The 18,643-nt window shown below is 63.2% G+C and carries 17 protein-coding genes and 1 riboswitch; of the genes, 16 read left to right on the forward strand and 1 reads right to left on the reverse strand.

Translation table 11 applies throughout. The features are described from left to right. Positions 1-311 precede the first annotated feature (311 nt). From cobT to CSQ92_RS24110, 13 genes are all read left to right on the forward strand, one after another. Complete coding sequence (gene cobT / locus CSQ92_RS24050) at positions 312-1,352, forward strand: nicotinate-nucleotide--dimethylbenzimidazole phosphoribosyltransferase (RefSeq protein WP_099395611.1); 1,041 nt, start codon at positions 312-314, stop codon at positions 1,350-1,352. A gap of 4 nt (positions 1,353-1,356) precedes the next feature. Next, complete coding sequence (locus tag CSQ92_RS24055) at positions 1,357-2,163, forward strand: adenosylcobinamide-GDP ribazoletransferase (protein WP_099395612.1); 807 nt, start codon at positions 1,357-1,359, stop codon at positions 2,161-2,163. Positions 2,164-2,169: 6 nt separating this feature from the next. After that, complete coding sequence (locus CSQ92_RS24060) at positions 2,170-2,724, forward strand: histidine phosphatase family protein (RefSeq protein WP_099395613.1); 555 nt, start codon at positions 2,170-2,172, stop codon at positions 2,722-2,724. Between the two features lie 44 nt (positions 2,725-2,768). Then, positions 2,769-3,010: riboswitch (cobalamin riboswitch) on the forward strand. Between the two features lie 10 nt (positions 3,011-3,020). Further along, positions 3,021-5,006, forward strand: a complete 1,986-nt coding sequence (locus tag CSQ92_RS24065; protein ID WP_306532437.1) for a TonB-dependent receptor domain-containing protein — start codon at positions 3,021-3,023, stop codon at positions 5,004-5,006. An 81-nt stretch (positions 5,007-5,087) separates the two neighbouring features. Next, positions 5,088-6,113, forward strand: coding sequence for a FecCD family ABC transporter permease (locus tag CSQ92_RS24070; protein WP_034785028.1), 1,026 nt, complete (start codon positions 5,088-5,090; stop codon positions 6,111-6,113). Next, positions 6,110-6,883: an ABC transporter ATP-binding protein gene (locus tag CSQ92_RS24075; RefSeq protein WP_099395615.1), complete on the forward strand. Its 774-nt coding sequence runs from the start codon at positions 6,110-6,112 to the stop codon at positions 6,881-6,883. Before CSQ92_RS24070 ends, CSQ92_RS24075 begins: the two co-directional genes overlap by 4 nt. Continuing rightward, positions 6,880-7,512 carry a cob(I)yrinic acid a,c-diamide adenosyltransferase gene (gene cobO / locus CSQ92_RS24080; RefSeq protein WP_092613026.1) on the forward strand — a complete coding sequence of 211 codons (633 nt, stop codon included), beginning with the start codon at positions 6,880-6,882 and terminating at the stop codon, positions 7,510-7,512. Before CSQ92_RS24075 ends, cobO begins: the two co-directional genes overlap by 4 nt. A gap of 7 nt (positions 7,513-7,519) precedes the next feature. Next, the gene (cobU, locus tag CSQ92_RS24085; RefSeq protein WP_099395616.1) at positions 7,520-8,086 is read left to right on the forward strand and encodes a bifunctional adenosylcobinamide kinase/adenosylcobinamide-phosphate guanylyltransferase; all 567 of its coding nucleotides are present in this window, start codon (positions 7,520-7,522) and stop codon (positions 8,084-8,086) included. Beyond that, on the forward strand, positions 8,080-9,033 hold the full coding sequence (cbiB, locus tag CSQ92_RS24090; protein WP_099395617.1) for an adenosylcobinamide-phosphate synthase CbiB: 954 nt from the start codon (positions 8,080-8,082) through the stop codon (positions 9,031-9,033). The genes cobU and cbiB overlap by 7 nt, the downstream gene beginning before the upstream one ends. Continuing rightward, positions 9,026-10,012, forward strand: a complete 987-nt coding sequence (cobD, locus tag CSQ92_RS24095; protein ID WP_099395618.1) for a threonine-phosphate decarboxylase CobD — start codon at positions 9,026-9,028, stop codon at positions 10,010-10,012. The genes cbiB and cobD overlap by 8 nt, the downstream gene beginning before the upstream one ends. Further along, the gene (locus CSQ92_RS24100) at positions 10,009-10,911 is read left to right on the forward strand and encodes a cobalamin-binding protein (protein WP_099395619.1); all 903 of its coding nucleotides are present in this window, start codon (positions 10,009-10,011) and stop codon (positions 10,909-10,911) included. Before cobD ends, CSQ92_RS24100 begins: the two co-directional genes overlap by 4 nt. Further along, on the forward strand, positions 10,908-11,717 hold the full coding sequence (locus CSQ92_RS24105; protein ID WP_099395620.1) for an ABC transporter substrate-binding protein: 810 nt from the start codon (positions 10,908-10,910) through the stop codon (positions 11,715-11,717). The genes CSQ92_RS24100 and CSQ92_RS24105 overlap by 4 nt, the downstream gene beginning before the upstream one ends. Next, positions 11,714-13,168 carry a cobyric acid synthase gene (locus CSQ92_RS24110; protein WP_099395621.1) on the forward strand — a complete coding sequence of 485 codons (1,455 nt, stop codon included), beginning with the start codon at positions 11,714-11,716 and terminating at the stop codon, positions 13,166-13,168. Before CSQ92_RS24105 ends, CSQ92_RS24110 begins: the two co-directional genes overlap by 4 nt. A gap of 3 nt (positions 13,169-13,171) precedes the next feature. On the opposite strand, the gene CSQ92_RS24115 is transcribed toward CSQ92_RS24110, so the two are convergent. Then, positions 13,172-14,326: a hypothetical protein gene (locus CSQ92_RS24115; protein WP_099395622.1), complete on the reverse strand. Its 1,155-nt coding sequence runs from the start codon at positions 14,324-14,326 to the stop codon at positions 13,172-13,174. 206 nt (positions 14,327-14,532) lie between these two features. Here CSQ92_RS24115 and CSQ92_RS24120 point away from each other — a divergent pair, with 206 nt between their 5' ends. The 3 genes from CSQ92_RS24120 to CSQ92_RS24130 all read left to right on the forward strand — a co-directional run bounded on the left by CSQ92_RS24120 (position 14,533) and on the right by CSQ92_RS24130 (position 18,567). After that, the gene (locus tag CSQ92_RS24120; protein ID WP_257219340.1) at positions 14,533-16,005 is read left to right on the forward strand and encodes a DHA2 family efflux MFS transporter permease subunit; all 1,473 of its coding nucleotides are present in this window, start codon (positions 14,533-14,535) and stop codon (positions 16,003-16,005) included. A gap of 73 nt (positions 16,006-16,078) precedes the next feature. Continuing rightward, the gene (locus CSQ92_RS24125) at positions 16,079-17,275 is read left to right on the forward strand and encodes a type II secretion system F family protein (RefSeq protein WP_099395623.1); all 1,197 of its coding nucleotides are present in this window, start codon (positions 16,079-16,081) and stop codon (positions 17,273-17,275) included. A 131-nt stretch (positions 17,276-17,406) separates the two neighbouring features. Beyond that, positions 17,407-18,567, forward strand: coding sequence for an acyltransferase family protein (locus CSQ92_RS24130; protein WP_099395624.1), 1,161 nt, complete (start codon positions 17,407-17,409; stop codon positions 18,565-18,567). Positions 18,568-18,643: the final 76 nt, after the last annotated feature.

Consider the following 18,643-nt stretch of genomic DNA (forward strand, 5'->3'; position numbering starts at 1 on the left):
CTGCACTTACATCAAATGCCCACACTTATCGACTGTTAATTGTTAAAGAACTGTATTCGGTTACTGCTTTCGCGCTATCGACAAAGCGTTGTGTTTGTCAGCTGCGAAGAAGGAAGAGTATGAAGCAATTTGCTACGTCCGTCAACTCCTTCTTTTTCTCACCGCACTCAGCATTTGCATGCGTCGTTCAGCGAGGGGGCGAATTATAGCCTTGCCCCGCAAGCCCCGCAAGCGCTATTTTGCAGCTGGGCAAATATTGCTGTGTGATATCGTAGCGCCGACCATACCTTGCCTCATCCATATAGATTCCCATGCCTATCCCACACATCTGCTCCACCGCCAATTCCGCCCTGTCCAGCGCACTCGAACATGCCATCAACAGCAAGACCAAGCCGCTGGGCAGCCTCGGCATGCTGGAAACCCTGGCCCGCCAGATTGGCCTGATCCAGCAAAGCACGCAGCTGGCATTGCACCAGCCGGCCATCATCGTTTTTGCGGCTGACCATGGGGTCGTCGCCGAAGGCATTTCCGCCTATCCACAAAGCGTGACCTGGCAAATGGTGGAGAATTTCCTCGGCAACGGCGCCGCCATCAACGTTTTCGCCCGCCAGGCAGATTGCGCCCTCTATATAGTAGACGCCGGCGTGAACCACGACTTCGGACCGCGCAACGGCTTGCTTGACTGCAAGCAGGGTCCCGGCACCCGCAACTTCGCCAAGGAACCCGCCATGAGCGAGCAACAATGCTTGGCCGCCATGCAGGCGGGGATGGACCTGGTCTCCGCATTGGACGGCAATGTGTTGGGCTTTGGCGAAATGGGCATCGGCAACACCACCGCTGCCGCTGCCTTGATGCACAAGCTGACGCAAACACCGGTCGCCGATTGCGTGGGCGCCGGCACCGGCCTGTCGAAGGAAGGCATCTTGCACAAACAGCAGGTCATCGAAGCGGCCGTCGCCCATCATGCGGCAGTCACCACGCCGCTCGACGCGCTGGCCACCTTCGGCGGCTTCGAAATCGCCATGATGGCCGGCGCCATGCTCAAGGCGGCCGAACGGCGCATGATTCTGCTGATCGATGGATTCATCGTCAGCGGCGCCCTGCTGGTGGCGGCCCGTCTGCAGCCGGCCATCCTCGATTACTGCGTGTTTTCGCACTGCTCCGATGAAAACGGTCATCGCCAGCTGCTGGCCAGCCTGGGTGCGCGTCCGCTGCTGCACCTCGATTTGCGCCTGGGTGAAGGGACGGGTTCGGCGCTGGCCTTGCCGCTGCTGCACGCAGCCGTCAATTTCATGCGCGAGATGGCGACGTTTGCCTCGGCTCAGGTCAGCGAAAAATCCACGCCAGATTAAGACCATGGCCAATCCCGTCACCGCCGCAGTCCATCAGTGCCGCCTCTTCTTCATCGCGCTGCAGTTTTTCACGCGCCTGCCCATCCCCCGCTGGGTGGGTTTCGAGCCGGCCTGGCTGCAGCATGCCTCGCGCTACTTCCCGCTAGTCGGCGTGGTCGTGGCGGCCATCAGTGGCGCCGTGTATCTGCTGGCCAGCTGGCTCCTGCCGTCGACGGTAGCCGTGCTGCTGGCCGTCGCTGCCGGCATCTATCTGACGGGCGCCTTCCATGAAGACGGTTTCGCCGACATGTGCGACGGCTTTGGCGGCGGCTTGACGCGCGAGCGTGTGCTGGAAATCATGAAGGATTCGCGCATCGGCGCGTATGGCGCCATCGGCATCGTCTGTCTGCTGGCCATCAAATGCACGGCGCTGGCCTCGCTGCCGCCACACATCGTCGTGGCGACACTGTTCATCGCCCACCCGCTTTCGCGCCTGGCGGCCGTTTCGCTGATCCGGTTCATGGACTATGCGCGCGACGAAGGCAAGGCCAAGCCGATGGCGCAGGAGATGAGTACCGCTGAGTTCCTCATCGCAGCCATCTGCGGCCTGCTGCCGGTCGTCGTGTGCGGCACCCTGGGAATCTTTTACTGGGCCACGCTGGTCTTCGCCGTCGTGGCGGTGGCCGCGGCTGCATTCTGGCTGGGCCGCAAGTGCCAGCGCCGCCTGCAAGGCTACACGGGCGACTGCCTGGGCGCAGTGCAGCAAGTGGCGGAAGTGGCGGTCTATCTGGCCATCCTCTCCAGCTTCCAGCCTCCCCTGCGCTTCTATTAAACAAGCATGCGCCTGATCCTCGTTCGCCACCCCACGCCGCAGGTAACCAGCGGCACCTGCTATGGCCGCAGCGACGTGGTGGTGGCGCCGCACGAACTGGCCACGGTGCGCGCCAGCCTGCGAGCGACTTTGCCAGCCGGCGTGCCGCTCTATTCCAGTCCGCTGCGCCGCTGCGCCGGCCTGGCGGCGGCATTGGCGCAAGACCTGCCTGCCAGCGCCCTGCGCCTTGACGCGCGGCTGGCGGAGATGGATTTCGGAGCATGGGAAATGCAGCCCTGGCACGCGATTGCGCGCGCGGAAATCGATGCCTGGGCGGCCGACCTGGCCTGGTACCGCCCCGGCGGGGGCGAGAATGTGCTGGCGATGGCTGCCCGCGTCGATGCGTTTTTAGGCGATCTGTTGCGCGAACAACACGAAACGGTCGTCATCATCTGCCATGCGGGCACCATCCGCCTGCTGTCGGCACTGCAAGCCCGGCTGCCATTGGAAGAAACCGCCCTGCTGGCCGCCCATTCCGCCCATAAAATCGCCTATGGTGCGACGGTCGTCGTCGATTTCTGATATCGAATCGCCCAGCCAGCCATTTCAGTCCACGCCTGCTGCACGTATAATGGCGGGGTTTTGGTGCCCGCGCTCATGTCCATGAGCGCAGTTAAACGGGAAACACGATGCCGCGACTGCGGCGAACGTGTGCTGCCCCCGCAACGGTAAGCAAGTGTCGCCCCTCTCTACAGGAAGCGGGCGACAAGCTATCTCTGACAACCACTGTGCTTGCAATCATCGAGCATGGGAAGGTGGGATAGCCCTACTTGCCAGCCCGGATACCGGCCAGGACAGGTGGAAGTGTGCGAACGGGGATGTTCGCGATCCGAATGGCCCATGGCCATCTTCGATCGTCATCTTCAGTTCCCACTTCTGTTCAATCTGGCCTACGGGGACGTCGGCTGGTTGCATATTACTTACTGAAAATTATCATGACCCATGCTGTTTCCCGCCACGCGGCGCTCACGTCGCTCGCGCTAGCCATTGCCGCGCCTGCCGCTTTCGCCCAGACCACGCCAGATACATTTGATCCCGTCGTCGTCACCGCCAGCCGCTACCCGCAACACCTGAGCGAAGTGTTGAGCGATACGCAGACCATCAGCTCGGAAGACATCGCACGCTCGGGCGCCGGTACGCTGATCGACCTGCTGCAAAAGCAGCGCGGCATTGAAGTCAATCGCAGTGGCGGCCCAGGCACCAATTCGAGCGTATTCATTCGCGGCGCGAACAGCAACCAGAATATCGTGCTGGTCGACGGCGTACGCATTGGTTCCGCCACATCGGGCGCTGCCAACTGGAGCGCCCTGCCCCTGTCGAGCATCGACCACGTTGAAATCGTCTACGGTCCTCTGAGCACCATGTATGGTGCCGATGCCGTCGGCGGCGTGATCCAGATCTTTACCAAGAAAGGCGATGGCGCGACGCGCTTCTCCACCTTCGCTGGCTACGGCCGCTACAACACGCGCCAGGCAGAAGCCAGCGTTGCCGGCTCTACCGGTGGCAACAACAGCTTCAGCTACGCGCTGACCGCGGGCAAGGAAAAATCGGATGGCTTTTCCGCCTCCAAACTGGGCGCCTCGACGTACACCTACAATCCGGACAAAGACGGCTACGACAAGGAAAGCGTCAGTGGCCAGTTTGGCTACCAGATGGCCAAAGGCCATGATGTCGGCCTGACTTTCCTGAACAGCAAACTGGATGCGCAGTACGATTCGGGCTTGAACTTCGACGCACGCAATCACAATAAGCTGGAAAACATCTCGGTCTTCACGAAGAACCAGTTCTTGCCGAACTGGACCAGCGAACTGCGCTACGCACAAGCCAAGGACAAACAAACCTCTGTTTCCGCAGTTGGCGCCTTCGGCAGAAGCCAGTTCGACACCAAGCAAACGGACATCAGCTGGCAAAACGATATTCTCATTGGCCGCGACAACTTGCAATTGCTGGGTGAATACCGTGACGAAGATGTCGTGAGCTCCGCCAAAGGCCTGTCCGGCGGACGCAATACAAAATCGTTCGCAGCATCGTACAACCTGGTACGCGGCGCTCACCTGGCCAGCATCAGCGGCCGTCGCGACGACAGCTCGGCGTTTGGCACGCACAACACGGGTAGCGTCGCCTATGGCTATCGTTTCAACAATGCCTTGCGCGCCAACGCCAGTTATGGCACCAGTTTCCGCGCCCCGACCTTCAACGATCTTTACTACCCTGATTCCGGCCTCCCCACGAACAAACCAGAAAAGGGCCGCAACGCTGAAATCGGCTTGCATTACAACGACGGCCAGTCGCAACTGAGCGCGATCTACTACCATAACAAGATTACCGATTTGATCAACTACGTATCGGCGTGTCCAGTCATTGGCTGGAAACCAGGCTATGGCTGCAGCATGAATGTCGACAAAGCCGTGCTCGAAGGCGTGACGCTGGCTGGTGGACACAAGTTCGGCGCCTTCAACGTCAGTGGCAATATCGACCTGCAAGATCCGCGCAATGAATCGATGGACAAACAATTGACACGCCGCGCGAAAAAGCACGCCAATTTCGCCGTCGATTACACGACCGGTCCTTTGACCGCTGGTACGGAGTGGCAATTGTCGGGCAAGCGTTTTGAAGATACCGCCAACAAAACCACCCTCGGCGGCTATGGCTTGCTGAACCTGTACACCACCTACCAATTCGCACGCGACTGGTCGGTGCTGGCTCGCTGGAACAACATCACCAATAAAGACTATGAACTGGGCCGTTTCTATGCGACGCCAGGTTCGAACCTCTTCGTTGGCGTACGCTACGGCATGAAATAAAACATGATGTAAGCTGCGGGCGGTGGCGCTATCCGTCATCGCCCGCAGTGCAGTTCTGTGGTCCCCGTTTTAAAGGTATGCATGCACCCATTTTTCCGCAACATGCGCCACCGCGCCACCGTGATCCTCACGGTGCTGATCGTGTGCGCGGTTGCCAGCCTGATTTTCTCCGGCATGATCGGTTCGATCGCGATCCCGCTCGCCGACCTGCCTTCCGCCCTGTTCCATGTCGTGCAGGGCAAGACCGATACCCTCGCCGCCACCCTGCTCGACCTGCGCCTGGGCCGCGCGCTGACCGCGTTTGTCACCGGCGCGGCGTTGTCGCTGGCCGGCGTCATGATGCAGGCGCTGCTGCGCAATCCCCTGGCGGACCCGTATGTACTGGGCATTTCCGCCGGCGCTTCCGTCGGCGCGCTGGCCGCGCTGCTGTTCATGTGCGCGCTGTGGGTGGTCGACGCGGCCGCCTTTGCAGGTGCCGTCGGCGTGTCCATGCTGCTGTATTTTTTTGCCCGCCGTGACCTGCGCGGCGGCACGGCCGCCGAAGGCGGCGCCTCGCTCTTGCTGCTGACGGGCGTGATACTGGCTTCGGCCTGCATGGCCATCGTTACCCTGATGCTCTCCATCGCCCCGGAAAGCCGCTTGCGCAGCATGGTGTTCTGGATGATAGGCGACCTGTCTGGCGCGCCCGCGCGGCTGATGCCGTGGCTGGTTCTGGCCGGCGCCATGGTCTTCGCGCTGCGCTGCGCGCGTTCGCTGAACGTCATGGCGCTGCACGCGGAAGCGGCCAGCACCCTGGGCGTACGCGTGGGCGCCCTGCGCAAGGGCCTGTTCTTCTGCTCCGGCCTGCTCACGGCCAGCGCCGTCACCAGCGCCGGCAGCGTGGGTTTTGTGGGCCTGATCGTGCCGCATGCGCTGCGCTTTGCCTGCGGTCCCGATCATCGCCTGTTGATTCCCGCCGCCGCGCTGGCCGGCGGCACCTTCCTCGTATTGGCCGATACCTTGGCGCGCACCGTGCTGGCGCCATTGCAGCTGCCCGTCGGCGTGGTGACAGCCATGATCGGCGCGCCCGTCTTCCTGTACCAATTGCACCGCTTGCGCCGAACATGATCCGCACCTACCAACTCGGCCTGAAAGCAGGCACGCGCTCCCTGCTGGAAAACCTCATCTGGCACATCAGGGATGGCGAATGCTGGAGCGTGATCGGCCGCAATGGCGCGGGCAAGAGCACCTTGCTGCGCACCCTGGCCGGCTTGCGCGAACCGGATACTGGCCACGTGACGATACAGGGCCGCGCCCTGATCGACTGGCCGCTCGACGAACTGGCGCGCGAACGGGCTTTCCTGGCGCAGGCGCGCCACGACGCGTTCTCTTACCGCGTCATCGAAACGGTGCTGTCGGCGCGCCACCCGTACCACGACAACCATTACTGGGAAGGCAGCGACGACCAGCGCATCGCCCTGGCGGCGTTGGCCTCGATGGAAGTGGAGCACCTGGCCGAACGCGACGTGCGCAGCCTGTCCGGAGGCGAGCGCCAGCGCGTGGCGATTGCCGCCATGCTGGCGCAGGATACGCCCTTGCTGCTGCTGGACGAACCGGCCAATGCGCTGGACCTGGCGCACCAGGTCAGCGTCATGGGCCTGCTGTCAAAACTGTGCCGCGAACAGAATAAAACCGTGGTGATGGTGGGGCATGACCTGAACCTGGCGCACAGCGTCTCGACCCATGTGCTGCTGCTGATGGGCGACGGCGGCTGGCTGGCCGGTCCCGTGGCCGATGTGATGCAGGCATCCATCCTGAGCGACTACCTGGGCCACCCGATCGAGATCATCGATCACGGCAAACGCAAGATATTCATACCGAAAGAGGATCAGACATGAGCGACAACAAACCTAGCGACGTAGAAACAGCCGCAATCAACGAACGCCACCGCGTACGCATGGAGCGAAAAAAGGCCATCATCGACGCGGCCATCGCCAAGGCCGACAAGGAAATCGGCATCATCATCGTCAACACGGGCAACGGCAAGGGCAAGAGCTCGAGCGGCTTCGGCATGGCCATCCGCGCCATGGGCCACGGCATGAAGGTAGGCGTGGTGCAGTTCATCAAGGGCGCCATGTCGACGGGCGAAGAAAAATTCCTGCGCCGCTTCCCCGATGAAATCAGTTTTCATGCGATGGGCGAAGGCTATACCTGGGAAACGCAGAACCGCGAGCGCGACATCGAAAAGGCCGAACTGGCATGGGAGCAGGCGAAGACCTTCCTGGCCGACCCCAGCTATGGCCTGGTGCTGTTCGACGAACTCAATATCGCCCTCAAGTACAACTACCTCGACGTACACAAGATCATCGCCGATCTGCTGGAACGTCCGCAGATGCAGCACGTGGTCATCACGGGCCGCGGCGCACCGGACGAACTGATCGCGATCGCCGACACCGTCACCGAAATGGCCGTCGTCAAGCATGCTTATGCGGCCGGTATCGGCGCACAAATCGGCACCGAGTGGTAACAGCGCCATGACGCGCACCCTGGTCTTCGGCGGCGCCCGCTCCGGCAAGAGCGCCCATGCGGAAATGCTGGCCCGCGAGTCCTGCAAGGAAGTGATCTACCTCGCCACCGCGCAGGCGGGCGATGCTGAAATGGCCACGCGCGTCAGGCATCACCGCGCACAGCGCCCGGCCGAGTGGACAACCCTGGAAGAACCGCTGCGCCTGGGCGATGCCATCCTGCGGGAAGCACGGTCCGGCCGTCTGCTGCTGGTCGACTGCCTGACCCTGTGGCTGACGAATCTGATGTTTTCCAGCGGCGAGACGTATCCGGACGTGGGCGATATCATCCTGCCTGAACTGTTCCACAGCGAGCGCGCGCACCTGCTGTATGCGCTGGCCGAAATCGGCGACACCGACTGCGACCTCGTTCTCGTATCAAACGAAGTGGGCATGGGCATCGTGCCGTATGGCGCCATCTCGCGCTGCTTCACCGACGAGGCGGGCCGCTTGAACCAGGCCGTGGCGGCCGTGTGCGACAAGGCTGTCTTTGTCGCCGCCGGCCTGCCGCTGTACCTGAAAGGCGGCCCATGCTGAGCGGCTTGTCGCTGCCCATGCTGGCCGCCTTGATGACGGCCGGCGTGCTGCTCGACATGCTGCTGGGAGAAACGCGCCGCTGGCATCCGCTGGTCGGCTTTGGCCGCATCGCCAGCACACTGGAACGCCTGCTGAACCGGGGACGCGCACGTTTTATGCGCGGCATGCTGGCATGGTGGCTGGCCGTGCTGCCCATCAGCTATGCCGCCTACTGGTTGTGCGGCTTGGCGGGTGCCGCCCTCCACGTCTTCCTGCTGTATCTATGTCTGGGCCTGCGCAGCCTGCGCGACCACAATCAACCGATTGCCGATGCCCTGCTCATCGATGACATGGACAATGCGCGCCTGCTGACGGCGCGCATCGTCAGCCGCGACACGGCAGACGCCGATGCGGCCAGCCTGGCCAAGGCCAGCACGGAATCCTTGCTGGAAAACGGCAACGATGCCGTCTTCGGCACCCTGTTCTGGTTTGCCGTGGCGGGCGGCCCCGGCGCAGTCCTATTCAGGCTGGCCAATACCCTCGACGCCATGTGGGGCTACCGCAACGAACGCTACGACTGGTTCGGCTGCTGCGCCGCGCGCATCGACGACATCCTCAATTATCTGCCGGCGCGCCTGACGGCCCTATCCTATGTATTGCTGGGCAAGAGCATGGCGGACAAGAAGCGCGCCTGGCAGTGCTGGCGCACGCAGGCCCCAAACTGGGGCAGTCCGAACGCGGGTCCCGTGATGGCAAGCGGCGCCGGCGCCCTGGGCCTGGCCCTCGGCGGCGACGCCATCTACGATGGCGAACTGGAACGCCGCCCGCCGCTGGGCGCCGGCCGTCCCGCCGAAGCGCGCGACATCGACCGCGCCTGGCGCCTGGTGGCCGAGACGGCCGTGTTGTGGCTGATCTGGGTGGCGCTGCTGGCGGGCCTGTTCTACCTGAAGGGGAAATACCTTGCTTGAACATGGCGGCAACCTGCGCGACGCCGCGCGCGAATATGGACGGCCCATCGCCGACTGGATAGACCTGTCGACCGGCATCAATCCGCACTGGTATGCAGCGCCGGCACCCAGCGCCAACGCCTGGCACCGGCTGCCGGAAGCCGATCCCGCGCTGGCCGCTGCCGCCTGCGCGTATTACAACGCACCCGCCATGCTGCCGGTTGCCGGCACGCAGGCCGCCATCCAGGTCCTGCCCCGGCTACGCGCACCGTCGCGCGTGGTGGTGGCCGCGCCGTCATATGCGGAACATGCGCACCACTGGCGCCAGCACGGCCACGCATTACACCAAGTGCCATATGCGCAACTGGCCGATGCCGTCGACCACTGCGACGTGCTGGTCATCTGCAACCCGAACAATCCCACGGGCGAACGTATCTCCCCCGCACTGCTGCTGGAATGGGCTGGCAAATTGGCCGCGCGCGGCGGCTGGCTGGTGGTCGATGAAGCGTTTGGCGACACGGAAACGCACGCCAGCCTGGGGCCGCATTCGGGCCAGCCTGGCCTGATCGTGCTGCGCTCGGTGGGCAAATTCTTTGGCCTGGCGGGACTGCGCCTGGGCTTTGTCGCCGCCCATCCCGCACTACTGGTACAACTGGCCGATATGCTGGGCCCGTGGACCGTCAGCGGCCCGGCGCAGCAAGTGGCACTGGCCGCCTTGAACGACACGCACTGGCAGGAAGCGATGCGCGAGCGTCTGCGCGGCGAAGGCGCCCGTTTGCAACAGCTATTGGCCGCGCACGGCATCGCCAGCAGCGGCACGGCGCTGTTTCAATGGTGGCCGGACACGCGCGCCGAAGCGTTCTGGCAGCACATGGCAGAATCAGGCATCTGGGTACGCCTGTTCCGCCACGCGGCCCACGGCATCCGCCTGGGCCTGCCCCCCGACGAACACGCCTGGCTGCGCCTGCAGCAGGCCCTCACCGCATGGAAGCACACATGAAAATCCTGAAAATATCGCTGCTGCTGGCTGGACTGGTTTCGCTGCAGGCGCATGCCGCCATCACCGTGCGCGACGATGACGGGAATACCGTCACCGTGGAAAGACCGGCACAGCGCATCCTGGCGCTGGCGCCGCACGTGACGGAACTGCTGTTCGCAGCCGGCGGCGGCGAGAAGATTGCCGGTGTCGTCAGCTATAGCGACTACCCGGAAGCGGCAAAGAAGATCACGCAAGTGGGCGACAACCGCCAGTACGACATGGAGCGCATCATCGCCATGAAGCCGGACCTGATCGTCGTGTGGATGCATGGCAGCGCCGAGCGCCAGATCGCCATGCTGCGCCAGCTGAAGGTGCCGATCTATCACAGCGAACCGCGCAAGCTGGCCGATATCCCCGACAGCATGGAGCGCCTGGGGCAATTAATGGGCACGGAAAAAACCGCCAAACCGGCCGCCGCGCAGCTGCGCGCCAAACTGGCCAGCCTGACGGCCCGGTATGCGCAGCGCCCGCCAGTGCGCGTGTTTTACCAGGTGTGGGACAAACCCTTGTATACCTTGAGCGGCGCGAGCATCATCAGCGATTCCATGCGCGTGTGCGGCGGCCAGAATGTCTTTGCCGCGATGAAGGTGGTGGCACCCGTCGTCACGCCGGAAGGCGTGCTGCAGGAAGATCCGGAAGTCATCTTCGGCACCAGCGAAAAAAGCGATCCGCGCAGCGAAGGCGGCCTGGCCATGTGGCGCGCCTTCCCGTCGATGACGGCCGTGCGCCGGAATAACCTGTTCCGCCTGAATGGCGACCTGCTGAACCGCGCCGGCCCGCGCATGATCGAAGGCACGGCCGCCATGTGCGAACAGCTGGAAGCGGCCCGCCAGCGCCGCACCAGCAAGGCGGCTCAATGAGCCACTACCAGCGCATCGCGTGCCTGTCGACGGAAGCCGTGGAGACACTGTACGCGCTGGGCGCGGAAGACGTCATCGCGGGCATCTCCGGCTTTACCGTGCGTCCACCACGAGCGCGCGAGGAAAAAACCAAAATCAGCGGCTTTTCCTCCTCGAGCCTGGAGCGCATCCTGGCCGTCCAGCCCGACCTCGTGATCGGTTTTTGCGACATGCAGGCCGATATCTGCCGCGACCTGGTCAAGGCCGGCATCGAAGTGCACCAGTTTAACCAGCGCACGGTGGAAGGCATCCTGCGCATGATCGCCGTGCTGGCCGCACTGGTGCGGCGCGAGGAAGCGGGACGCGCACTGATCGCCAGCCTGCGCGCGGACATCGCCGCCGCCCGGGCCCGCGCCGCCGCCTGGACACGCAAGCCCGTGATCTACTTTGAAGAGTGGAACGATCCCCTGATGAGCGGCATCGGCTGGGCGGCCGAATTGATCGGCATCGCCGGCGGCACGGACCCCTTCCCGGAGTTGTCCGCGCATCCGGGTGCAAAAGAGCGCATCATCGCCGATCCTTTGACCGTGGTGAGGCGCGCTCCCGACATCATCATCGCCACCTGGTGCGGCAAGAAGTTCCAGCCGGCGCAGCTGACGGCACGTCCGGGCTGGGATGCGATTCCCGCAGTACGCAATGACATGCTGTTCGAGATCAAATCGCCCGACATACTTTCTCCCGGTCCGGCCGCCATCACGCAGGGATTGCGCCAGATCAGCGACATCATCGCGCAATGGCAGGAGAATCAGAAAGAGCAGCAGGCATGAAGAGTCCCTTCCCCGCCCTGATGGTGCAGGGCACGACGTCCGACGCGGGCAAGAGCACCGTCGTCGCGGCCCTGTGCCGATTATTGAAACGCCGTGGCGTGACGGTGGCCCCGTTCAAGCCGCAAAACATGGCCTTGAACAGCGCCGTGACCAGCGACGGCGGCGAGATCGGCCGTGCGCAAGCCCTGCAGGCGCTGGCCTGCGGCATCGCGCCGCACACGGACATGAACCCGGTGCTCTTGAAACCGTCATCGAACACGGGCGCGCAAGTGATCATCCACGGCAAAGTGCGCGCCGAAATGGATGCGCGCGACTACCAGCAATATAAAACCATCGCCATGGGCGCCGTGCTGGAATCCTACACGCGCTTGCGCCAGCAATACGACACCGTCGTCGTCGAAGGCGCGGGCAGCCCCGCCGAAGTCAACCTGCGCGCGCGCGACATCGCCAACATGGGCTTTGCGGAAGCCGTCGACTGCCCCGTGATCCTGGTGGCCGACATCGACCGGGGCGGCGTCTTCGCCCACATCATCGGCACCCTGGCCTGCCTGTCCGACAGCGAACGGGCACGCATCATCGGCTTCGTCATCAACCGCTTCCGCGGCGACATTTCACTGCTCACGCCCGGCATCGAATGGCTGGAACAGCAGACGGGCAAGCCCGTGCTGGCCGTGCTGCCCTACCTGCAAGGCCTGTTCCTCGATGCGGAAGACGCCGTCGAAGCGATGCAGGCGGAACGCGGCGCCTTCAAGGTGGTGGTGCCGCAACTGCCGCGCATCAGCAACCACACGGACTTTGACGCGCTGCGCGTCCACCCCGATATCGACCTGCAATTCGTCCAGCATGGGCAGCCGATTCCGGCGGCCGACCTGGTGATCCTGCCGGGCAGCAAGAACACGCGTGGCGACCTGGCCTGGCTGCGGCAGCAAGGCTGGCCCGCCTACCTGGCGAAACACCTGCGCTATGGCGGCAAGGTGCTCGGCATCTGCGGCGGCTTCCAGATGCTGGGACAAAGCGTGTGCGATCCGCTGGGTGTGGAAGGCGCGGCGGGAGAGTCAAAGGCACTGGGCCTGCTCGACATGGTGACGGAGCTGACAAGCGACAAGCGGCTGGAACAGGTGCGCGGCCGCTGCGCGTTTGCCGGCGCGGCCGATGCGCCCGTGGCAGGCTATGAAATCCACATGGGTGTCTCGCATGGCGCGGCGCTGGCACAGCCGGCCTTTGTCATCGATGGGCGGCCGGAAGGGGCCGTGTCGGGCGACGGTCAAATCCTCGGCAGCTATTTGCACGGCATGTTCGACACACCCGCCGCATGTTCGGCGCTGCTGCGCTGGGCGGGGCTGGACTCCGGCCACACGGTGGACACCGCCGCCCTGCGCGAGGCCAGCCTGGATCGCATCGCCGATGCCGCCATGCCGCTGCTGGCTGCACTGGATGACCTCAAACGCTAGCGGCTATTTTTTCAGACACATGCCCATGTACGAGCGGTCGGTCGAAAACTCGACCGCCATGCTCGACGACACCGGCATGAACATCGAATAGTCGGCCGGCACGTCGGCCGGGTCCTTGAGCACGGCGATGCCATCGAAATCGACGGCCTGCGCGCCCAGGCCCAGCCTGTTGACGGTGATGGTTTCCGCATGCGTCTTGCCGGTCGTGTCATTCGTCAGGGTGGCGGTGCTGCCGGCAACCTCGATCTTGGCGCTGATGCCCTGCGCCGCACAGGCGTAGCTGCCGTTGATTTCCGTGCCGATCTTTTGCTGTCTGGCGGCCACGATGGTACCCACGCGCAGCACGTTTTCCTGGTTGCGGCTGTAGCGGTCGATGAACAGCGCCAGCCCCCGGTCCCCCGCATGCACGTGCACAATGCCGAAGTCCTGGCCACCCTGGCGGGCGACGATCAAGCCGTTCTTCGCATCCTTGACCAGGGTCAGGCTGGCGTTTTCCGCTTCCAGCTGCGGCGATACCGCAGAGCACACGCCTTGCGCACTGAACACGCCGCCATTGCACAGCTGGGCCGCGCCGTCGGCGGAGATCTTGAGACTGCCTTTCGGATTGAAACGGTCACCGCCGTTCGAGGCATTGCGCATGGCGCCCAGGAAAATATAGCTGCCGGCCAGTTTGGCCACGTCACCCACCGCATAGCCGGTGCCGCTGACGGTCGAGACCATATTACCCAATTTGATATTGCCCGACAGAAGACGCGTGCGCGCATCGACGGCGACGCTGAAATCCGTTGCCGTGTAAATAGTGAAATTGCCGCTGCTGGATGCGGTAAACGTGCCGCTGCGGTCACTCAAGCCGAACTGCGTCGACAGCACGCGGATGGCGTAGGTTTTCTTGACATGGTCAAACGTGATGCGCCAGGTGTCGCCGATATCGGCAGCCACGTCATACACGCTTTCATCGGCGCTGGCGCCCGCAATGACGCTCAATCCCGCCTCCCTGGCCACGGCGGCGGACGCCACCGTCACGCTGTCGGCGGGGGGGACGGCGGGCGTGACGACGACAGGCGGCGTGATGGGCGCTTCCGGCGCGCCGCCATCACTGCCGCCACCGCATGCGGACAGTGCCGCGCCCAGGACGAGGAACGTAAGTGCATTTTTCATGTGATGTGACTTTCAAGGAAAAGAGGCCGGAACTGCCAGAAAACACATGCTAGCCTTGCCCGCTGTCTATTGCCATAGAACAAATGTTCCATGGACTCTGCCACCGGCACGCTGCCAAAATGCACGGCGCGGGCGGCACGCCTGCGCCATTTATGTGACAATTCACCGTACTGTCGGCTCCGTTTTTCCTCCTCAGGCTCGTATCCATGACCAGTTCCCCGATCAAAAGCTACCTTCCCTGGGTGGTCGCCACCGCCCTGTTCATGGAGCAACTCGACTCCACCATCGTCAACACCGCCATCCCTTCCATGGCCGCCAGCCTCAACGTGACGCCGCTGAGCCTGAAGGCCGTCGTCACCAGCTACATCCTGAGCCTGGCCGTGTGCATTCCCATCAGCGGCTGGATGGCCGACCGTTTCGGCACGCGGCGCGTGTTTTCCGCCGCTGTCGCCATCTTTACCCTCGCCTCCATCCTGTGCGGCCTGTCCGTGAATGCGCCCATGCTGGTGGCTGCGCGCCTGCTGCAAGGGGTGGGCGCGGCCATGATGATGCCGGTGGGCAGGCTCACCATCATCCGCACCTTTCCCAAGTCGCAATTGCTGGCGGCCATGAATTTCGTCATCATCCCCGCCCTGATCGGTCCCCTGCTGGGGCCCACGGTGGGCGGGCTGATCGTGCACTGGCTGTCGTGGCGCGAGATTTTCTTCGTCAACGTGCCTGTCGGCCTGGTGGCGCTGTACCTGGCGCACCGCTACATGCCCGATTACTATGGCGACAAGCCCCGTCCGCTGGACCTGATCGGCCTGGTGCTGTTCGGCACGGGCATCGCGCTGCTGTCGTGGCTGCTGGAAATCTTCGGCGAACACCGCATCGATGGCACCTCGTTTGCCGTGCTGCTGTTCATTTCCATCAGCCTGCTGGCCGCGTATGTCTGGCATTCGAACGAAGTGCTGCACCCGCTGCTGCGCCTGACCCTGTTCAAGATCCGCACCTTCCGCGTCTCCGTGGTGGGCGGCTTCGTCACGCGCCTGGGCGTGGGCGGCCTGCCCTTCCTGCTGCCGCTGCTGTACCAGCTGGGCCTGGGCTTGCCCGCCTGGCAATCGGGCTTGCTGATGATGCCGTCGGCCGCCGCCGCCATGGGCATGAAATTCATTTCCGCGCGCGTGCTGGCCCGCTTCGGCTACCGCCAGGTACTGATCGTCAACACCGTGCTGATCGGCGTCACCATCGCCATGTTTTCGCTGGTGGGCGTGGGCACGCCCCTGTACGTGATCGTCGCCATCAGCCTGTGCATGGGCTTTTTCAATTCGCTGCAATTTTCCAGCATGAACACCATCGCGTATGCCGATGTCGACAAGGCCGATTCCAGCATGGCCAGCACCATCGCCAGTTCGATGCAGCAACTGTCGATGAGCTTTGGCCTCGCCTTCGGTTCCCTGATCACGGGCTGGTACCTGGGCGACATGCCGCAGTCGGACCGCGCCATGCTCAGCACGGCCCTGCACCATGCCTTCCTGACCCTGGCGGCCCTGACGGTGCTGTCCTCGCTCACCTTCTGGACCTTGCGCCGCGACGATGGCGAAAGCATCAGCAAGGGCACGGACAGCGACGAGGAGGATGCGGCCGACGTGACGGCCCAGGCCGTTGTGCAGACGGAAGTGCAAACCACAAAAGGCTGAGCCACATCAAGCTTGCCGCCAGCGCCGCTGGTGCTTTTGCCCGGCCCTGCTACCGTGACGGCAGGAGGTGCACATGGCGGCCGAGCGGCGCTTTGCGTGGAAGGGCACGGACCGCCATGGCAGGGCGGTCGATGGCGTCTTGCGCGCTGCCGACGCCAGCGCCGCCAAGGTCGCGCTGAGACGCGAGGGTATCCTGGCCACCCGGGTGCAGGCGGAACGCGCCGCGCCCGGCAAGGCCATCACGCGCAAGGATATCGCCCTGTTCACGCGCCAGTTGTCGACCATGATGGCCGCCGGCGTGCCGCTGCTGCACGCCTTCGATATCGCCGGCAAGGGGCACGCCAAACCTGCGATCACGGAGCTGATGCGCGACTTGCGCCACGACATCGAAGCGGGCAGCAGCCTGCAGCAGGCATTCCGCCAGTTCCCGCTGCTGTTTGACGAGCTGTACTGCAACCTGCTGGCGGCAGGCGAACAGGCCGGCATCGTGCAGGATTTGCTGGCGCGCCTGGCCACGCACGAGGAAAAGGCCATCGCCCTGCGGCGGCAGGTGCGCGGCGCACTGATGTATCCGCTGGTCATCGTGCTCGTCGCCATCGTCGTCACGGCCATCATCATGAGCGTGGTCGTCCCCGCTTTCCGCCAGGTCTTCGACAGCTTTGGTGCGCCCTTGCCGCTGCCCACCCTGGTCGTCATGGGCTTGTCCGCCTTTGTTGTCCGCTACTGGCTGGCCTTGCTGGCGGCGCTGCTGCTGGCCTGCCTGCTGCTGCACCTGGCCTGGCGCCGCTATCCCGCGTGGCGGCGCAACATCCAACTGCAGGCCTTGCGCCTGCCCGTGTTCGGTCCCCTCCTGCGCAAGGCGGCAATCGCCCGCTGGACGCGCACCTTGGCTGCCATGTTCGCCGCCGGCGTGCCGCTGCTCGACTCGCTCAGCCTGGTGGGCGCCGCCTCCGGCCACACGCTGTACCAGGAAGCGACGGCACGCATCGAACGCGAAATCCGCGCCGGCGGCAGCCTGGCCCTGGCCATGGAACACAGCGGCGTATTTCCACCCTTGCTGACGCAGCTGGCCCTGATCGGCGAGGAATCGGGCGCGCTCGACGCCATGCTGTCGCGCGCGGCCGATATCATCGAGGCCGATATCGACGCCACGGTGGCCACCCTTTCCACGCTGCTGGAGCCGGCGCTGATGGTGGTGCTGGGCGTGCTCGTCGGCTCGCTCGTGATCGCCCTGTATTTGCCGATTTTCAAGCTGGGCGCGGTGATCTAGGCAACAGCCAGCACCTCCCTTAAAACGCCCATTAGCCAGAAAAAAGAAATTACCGCGTTGACAGGTATTGCCTGCCGGGTCAGACTTCGTCGCAACCTCACACCGTTAATGAACGAGCCATGTCTTAATTCATGAAAAATCACAATAAACTGGACTGGCTTGAAGCGCTCAGGGGAATTGCTGCCACTCTGGTGGTCCTGACGCATGCCCGCTACTTCATGCTCAACACGGCCAATTGGGAAAAGGCCGATGAAATACTCAGGCCGGGCGCGATGGGCGTCGACCTGTTCTTCATCATCAGCGGCTTCATCATGGCGTATTCAACGCGCAATTCGGATGGCAGCCTGGCCTACGCCAAAACCTTCGCCATCAAGCGCTTTGCGCGCGTGTGGCCAGTCTACGCCATCATCACCTTCTGGTGGATAGCGGCAACGCAAGACGTCACCGCATATTTCAGTTCCTATGACAATGTCATTCTATTTTTAAAAAGCATCTTCTTCATTCCTGTCACTATCGACAATCCTCCCTATTTTGGCGCGGCATTGCCCTTGGGCTGGACCCTGGAATTCGAGATGTATTTTTATGCCATCTTCTGCGCCTCGCTCTGTTTCAAACAATGGCGCTGGCTCGCGCTGTTCGCCTGGATGATCGCCACCGTATTGCTGATTCCCATGCTGCACAATCCGGCCTTGTCAGCCTATGATGCCACCAGAAACCTGTCTTATTCCTTTGTCTATTTCAATTTGATGAGCAATCCGATTATTTTCGAGTTCCTGGCAGGCGCCGCCATCGGATTGTTGTACCTGCAGGACTGGGCCAGGATCAGGAATCCCGCCATCGCCTATCACCTACTCGGACTGAGCATCGCGTTGACCATCTGGCTCGGCTACTCGCGCGTAGTGGATTTCCACGGCCCTAGCAAATGGGGTGGCCCGCTGGCATTGACCGTACTCGTCATGGCCATCGCCAGCAAGACCGTCAAGATCCCCGCCCCCCGCTGGCTGGTGTGGCTGGGTTCGATTTCCTTCTCGCTGTACCTCAGCCATACGATTACCCATCACTATTTCGGCCTGGCCATGCTCAAGCTGGACATGGAAGCACATACGCACTCATGGGGCTATATCTTCATGACCACCGTAACGGCGATTTCGGTCGCGGCCGTAGTACATCGCTACCTGGAAAAAATGCTTTCGGAATCCATGCGCAACAAACTGCTGGCACTGCTGGTCGAACAGCAAAAACCGCGGCCGCGCGAACAGGAAAGCCATGCCGCCGCCGTCACGAAAGAGTAGTCAACCGCGCCGCCGACATGCTCGTCCAGCGTAAGATGGCAGATACACTATACTCTCCTGGCTCGCGACACCGGCC

Source organism: Janthinobacterium sp. BJB446 (assembly GCF_002735655.1).
Taxonomy (GTDB): Bacteria; Pseudomonadota; Gammaproteobacteria; order Burkholderiales; family Burkholderiaceae_D; genus Janthinobacterium; species Janthinobacterium lividum.

What these genes read in the sequence shown, in the direction of transcription:
- CSQ92_RS24105 (WP_099395620.1), top strand. Translation starts at nt 10,908, where the DNA reads ATGAGCCACTACCAGCGCATCGCGTGCCTGTCGACGGAAGCCGTGGAG.
- CSQ92_RS24075 (WP_099395615.1), top strand. Translation starts at nt 6,110, where the DNA reads ATGATCCGCACCTACCAACTCGGCCTGAAAGCAGGCACGCGCTCCCTG.
- CSQ92_RS24125 (WP_099395623.1), top strand. Translation starts at nt 16,079, where the DNA reads ATGGCGGCCGAGCGGCGCTTTGCGTGGAAGGGCACGGACCGCCATGGC.
- CSQ92_RS24100 (WP_099395619.1), top strand. Translation starts at nt 10,009, where the DNA reads ATGAAAATCCTGAAAATATCGCTGCTGCTGGCTGGACTGGTTTCGCTG.
- cobU (WP_099395616.1), top strand. Translation starts at nt 7,520, where the DNA reads ATGACGCGCACCCTGGTCTTCGGCGGCGCCCGCTCCGGCAAGAGCGCC.
- CSQ92_RS24060 (WP_099395613.1), top strand. Translation starts at nt 2,170, where the DNA reads ATGCGCCTGATCCTCGTTCGCCACCCCACGCCGCAGGTAACCAGCGGC.
- CSQ92_RS24070 (WP_034785028.1), top strand. Translation starts at nt 5,088, where the DNA reads ATGCACCCATTTTTCCGCAACATGCGCCACCGCGCCACCGTGATCCTC.
- CSQ92_RS24065 (WP_306532437.1), top strand. Translation starts at nt 3,021, where the DNA reads ATGTTCGCGATCCGAATGGCCCATGGCCATCTTCGATCGTCATCTTCA.
- CSQ92_RS24115 (WP_099395622.1), bottom strand. Translation starts at nt 14,326, where the DNA reads ATGAAAAATGCACTTACGTTCCTCGTCCTGGGCGCGGCACTGTCCGCA.
- CSQ92_RS24055 (WP_099395612.1), top strand. Translation starts at nt 1,357, where the DNA reads ATGGCCAATCCCGTCACCGCCGCAGTCCATCAGTGCCGCCTCTTCTTC.
- CSQ92_RS24120 (WP_257219340.1), top strand. Translation starts at nt 14,533, where the DNA reads ATGACCAGTTCCCCGATCAAAAGCTACCTTCCCTGGGTGGTCGCCACC.
- cobT (WP_099395611.1), top strand. Translation starts at nt 312, where the DNA reads ATGCCTATCCCACACATCTGCTCCACCGCCAATTCCGCCCTGTCCAGC.
- cobO (WP_092613026.1), top strand. Translation starts at nt 6,880, where the DNA reads ATGAGCGACAACAAACCTAGCGACGTAGAAACAGCCGCAATCAACGAA.
- CSQ92_RS24110 (WP_099395621.1), top strand. Translation starts at nt 11,714, where the DNA reads ATGAAGAGTCCCTTCCCCGCCCTGATGGTGCAGGGCACGACGTCCGAC.
- cbiB (WP_099395617.1), top strand. Translation starts at nt 8,080, where the DNA reads ATGCTGAGCGGCTTGTCGCTGCCCATGCTGGCCGCCTTGATGACGGCC.
- CSQ92_RS24130 (WP_099395624.1), top strand. Translation starts at nt 17,407, where the DNA reads ATGAAAAATCACAATAAACTGGACTGGCTTGAAGCGCTCAGGGGAATT.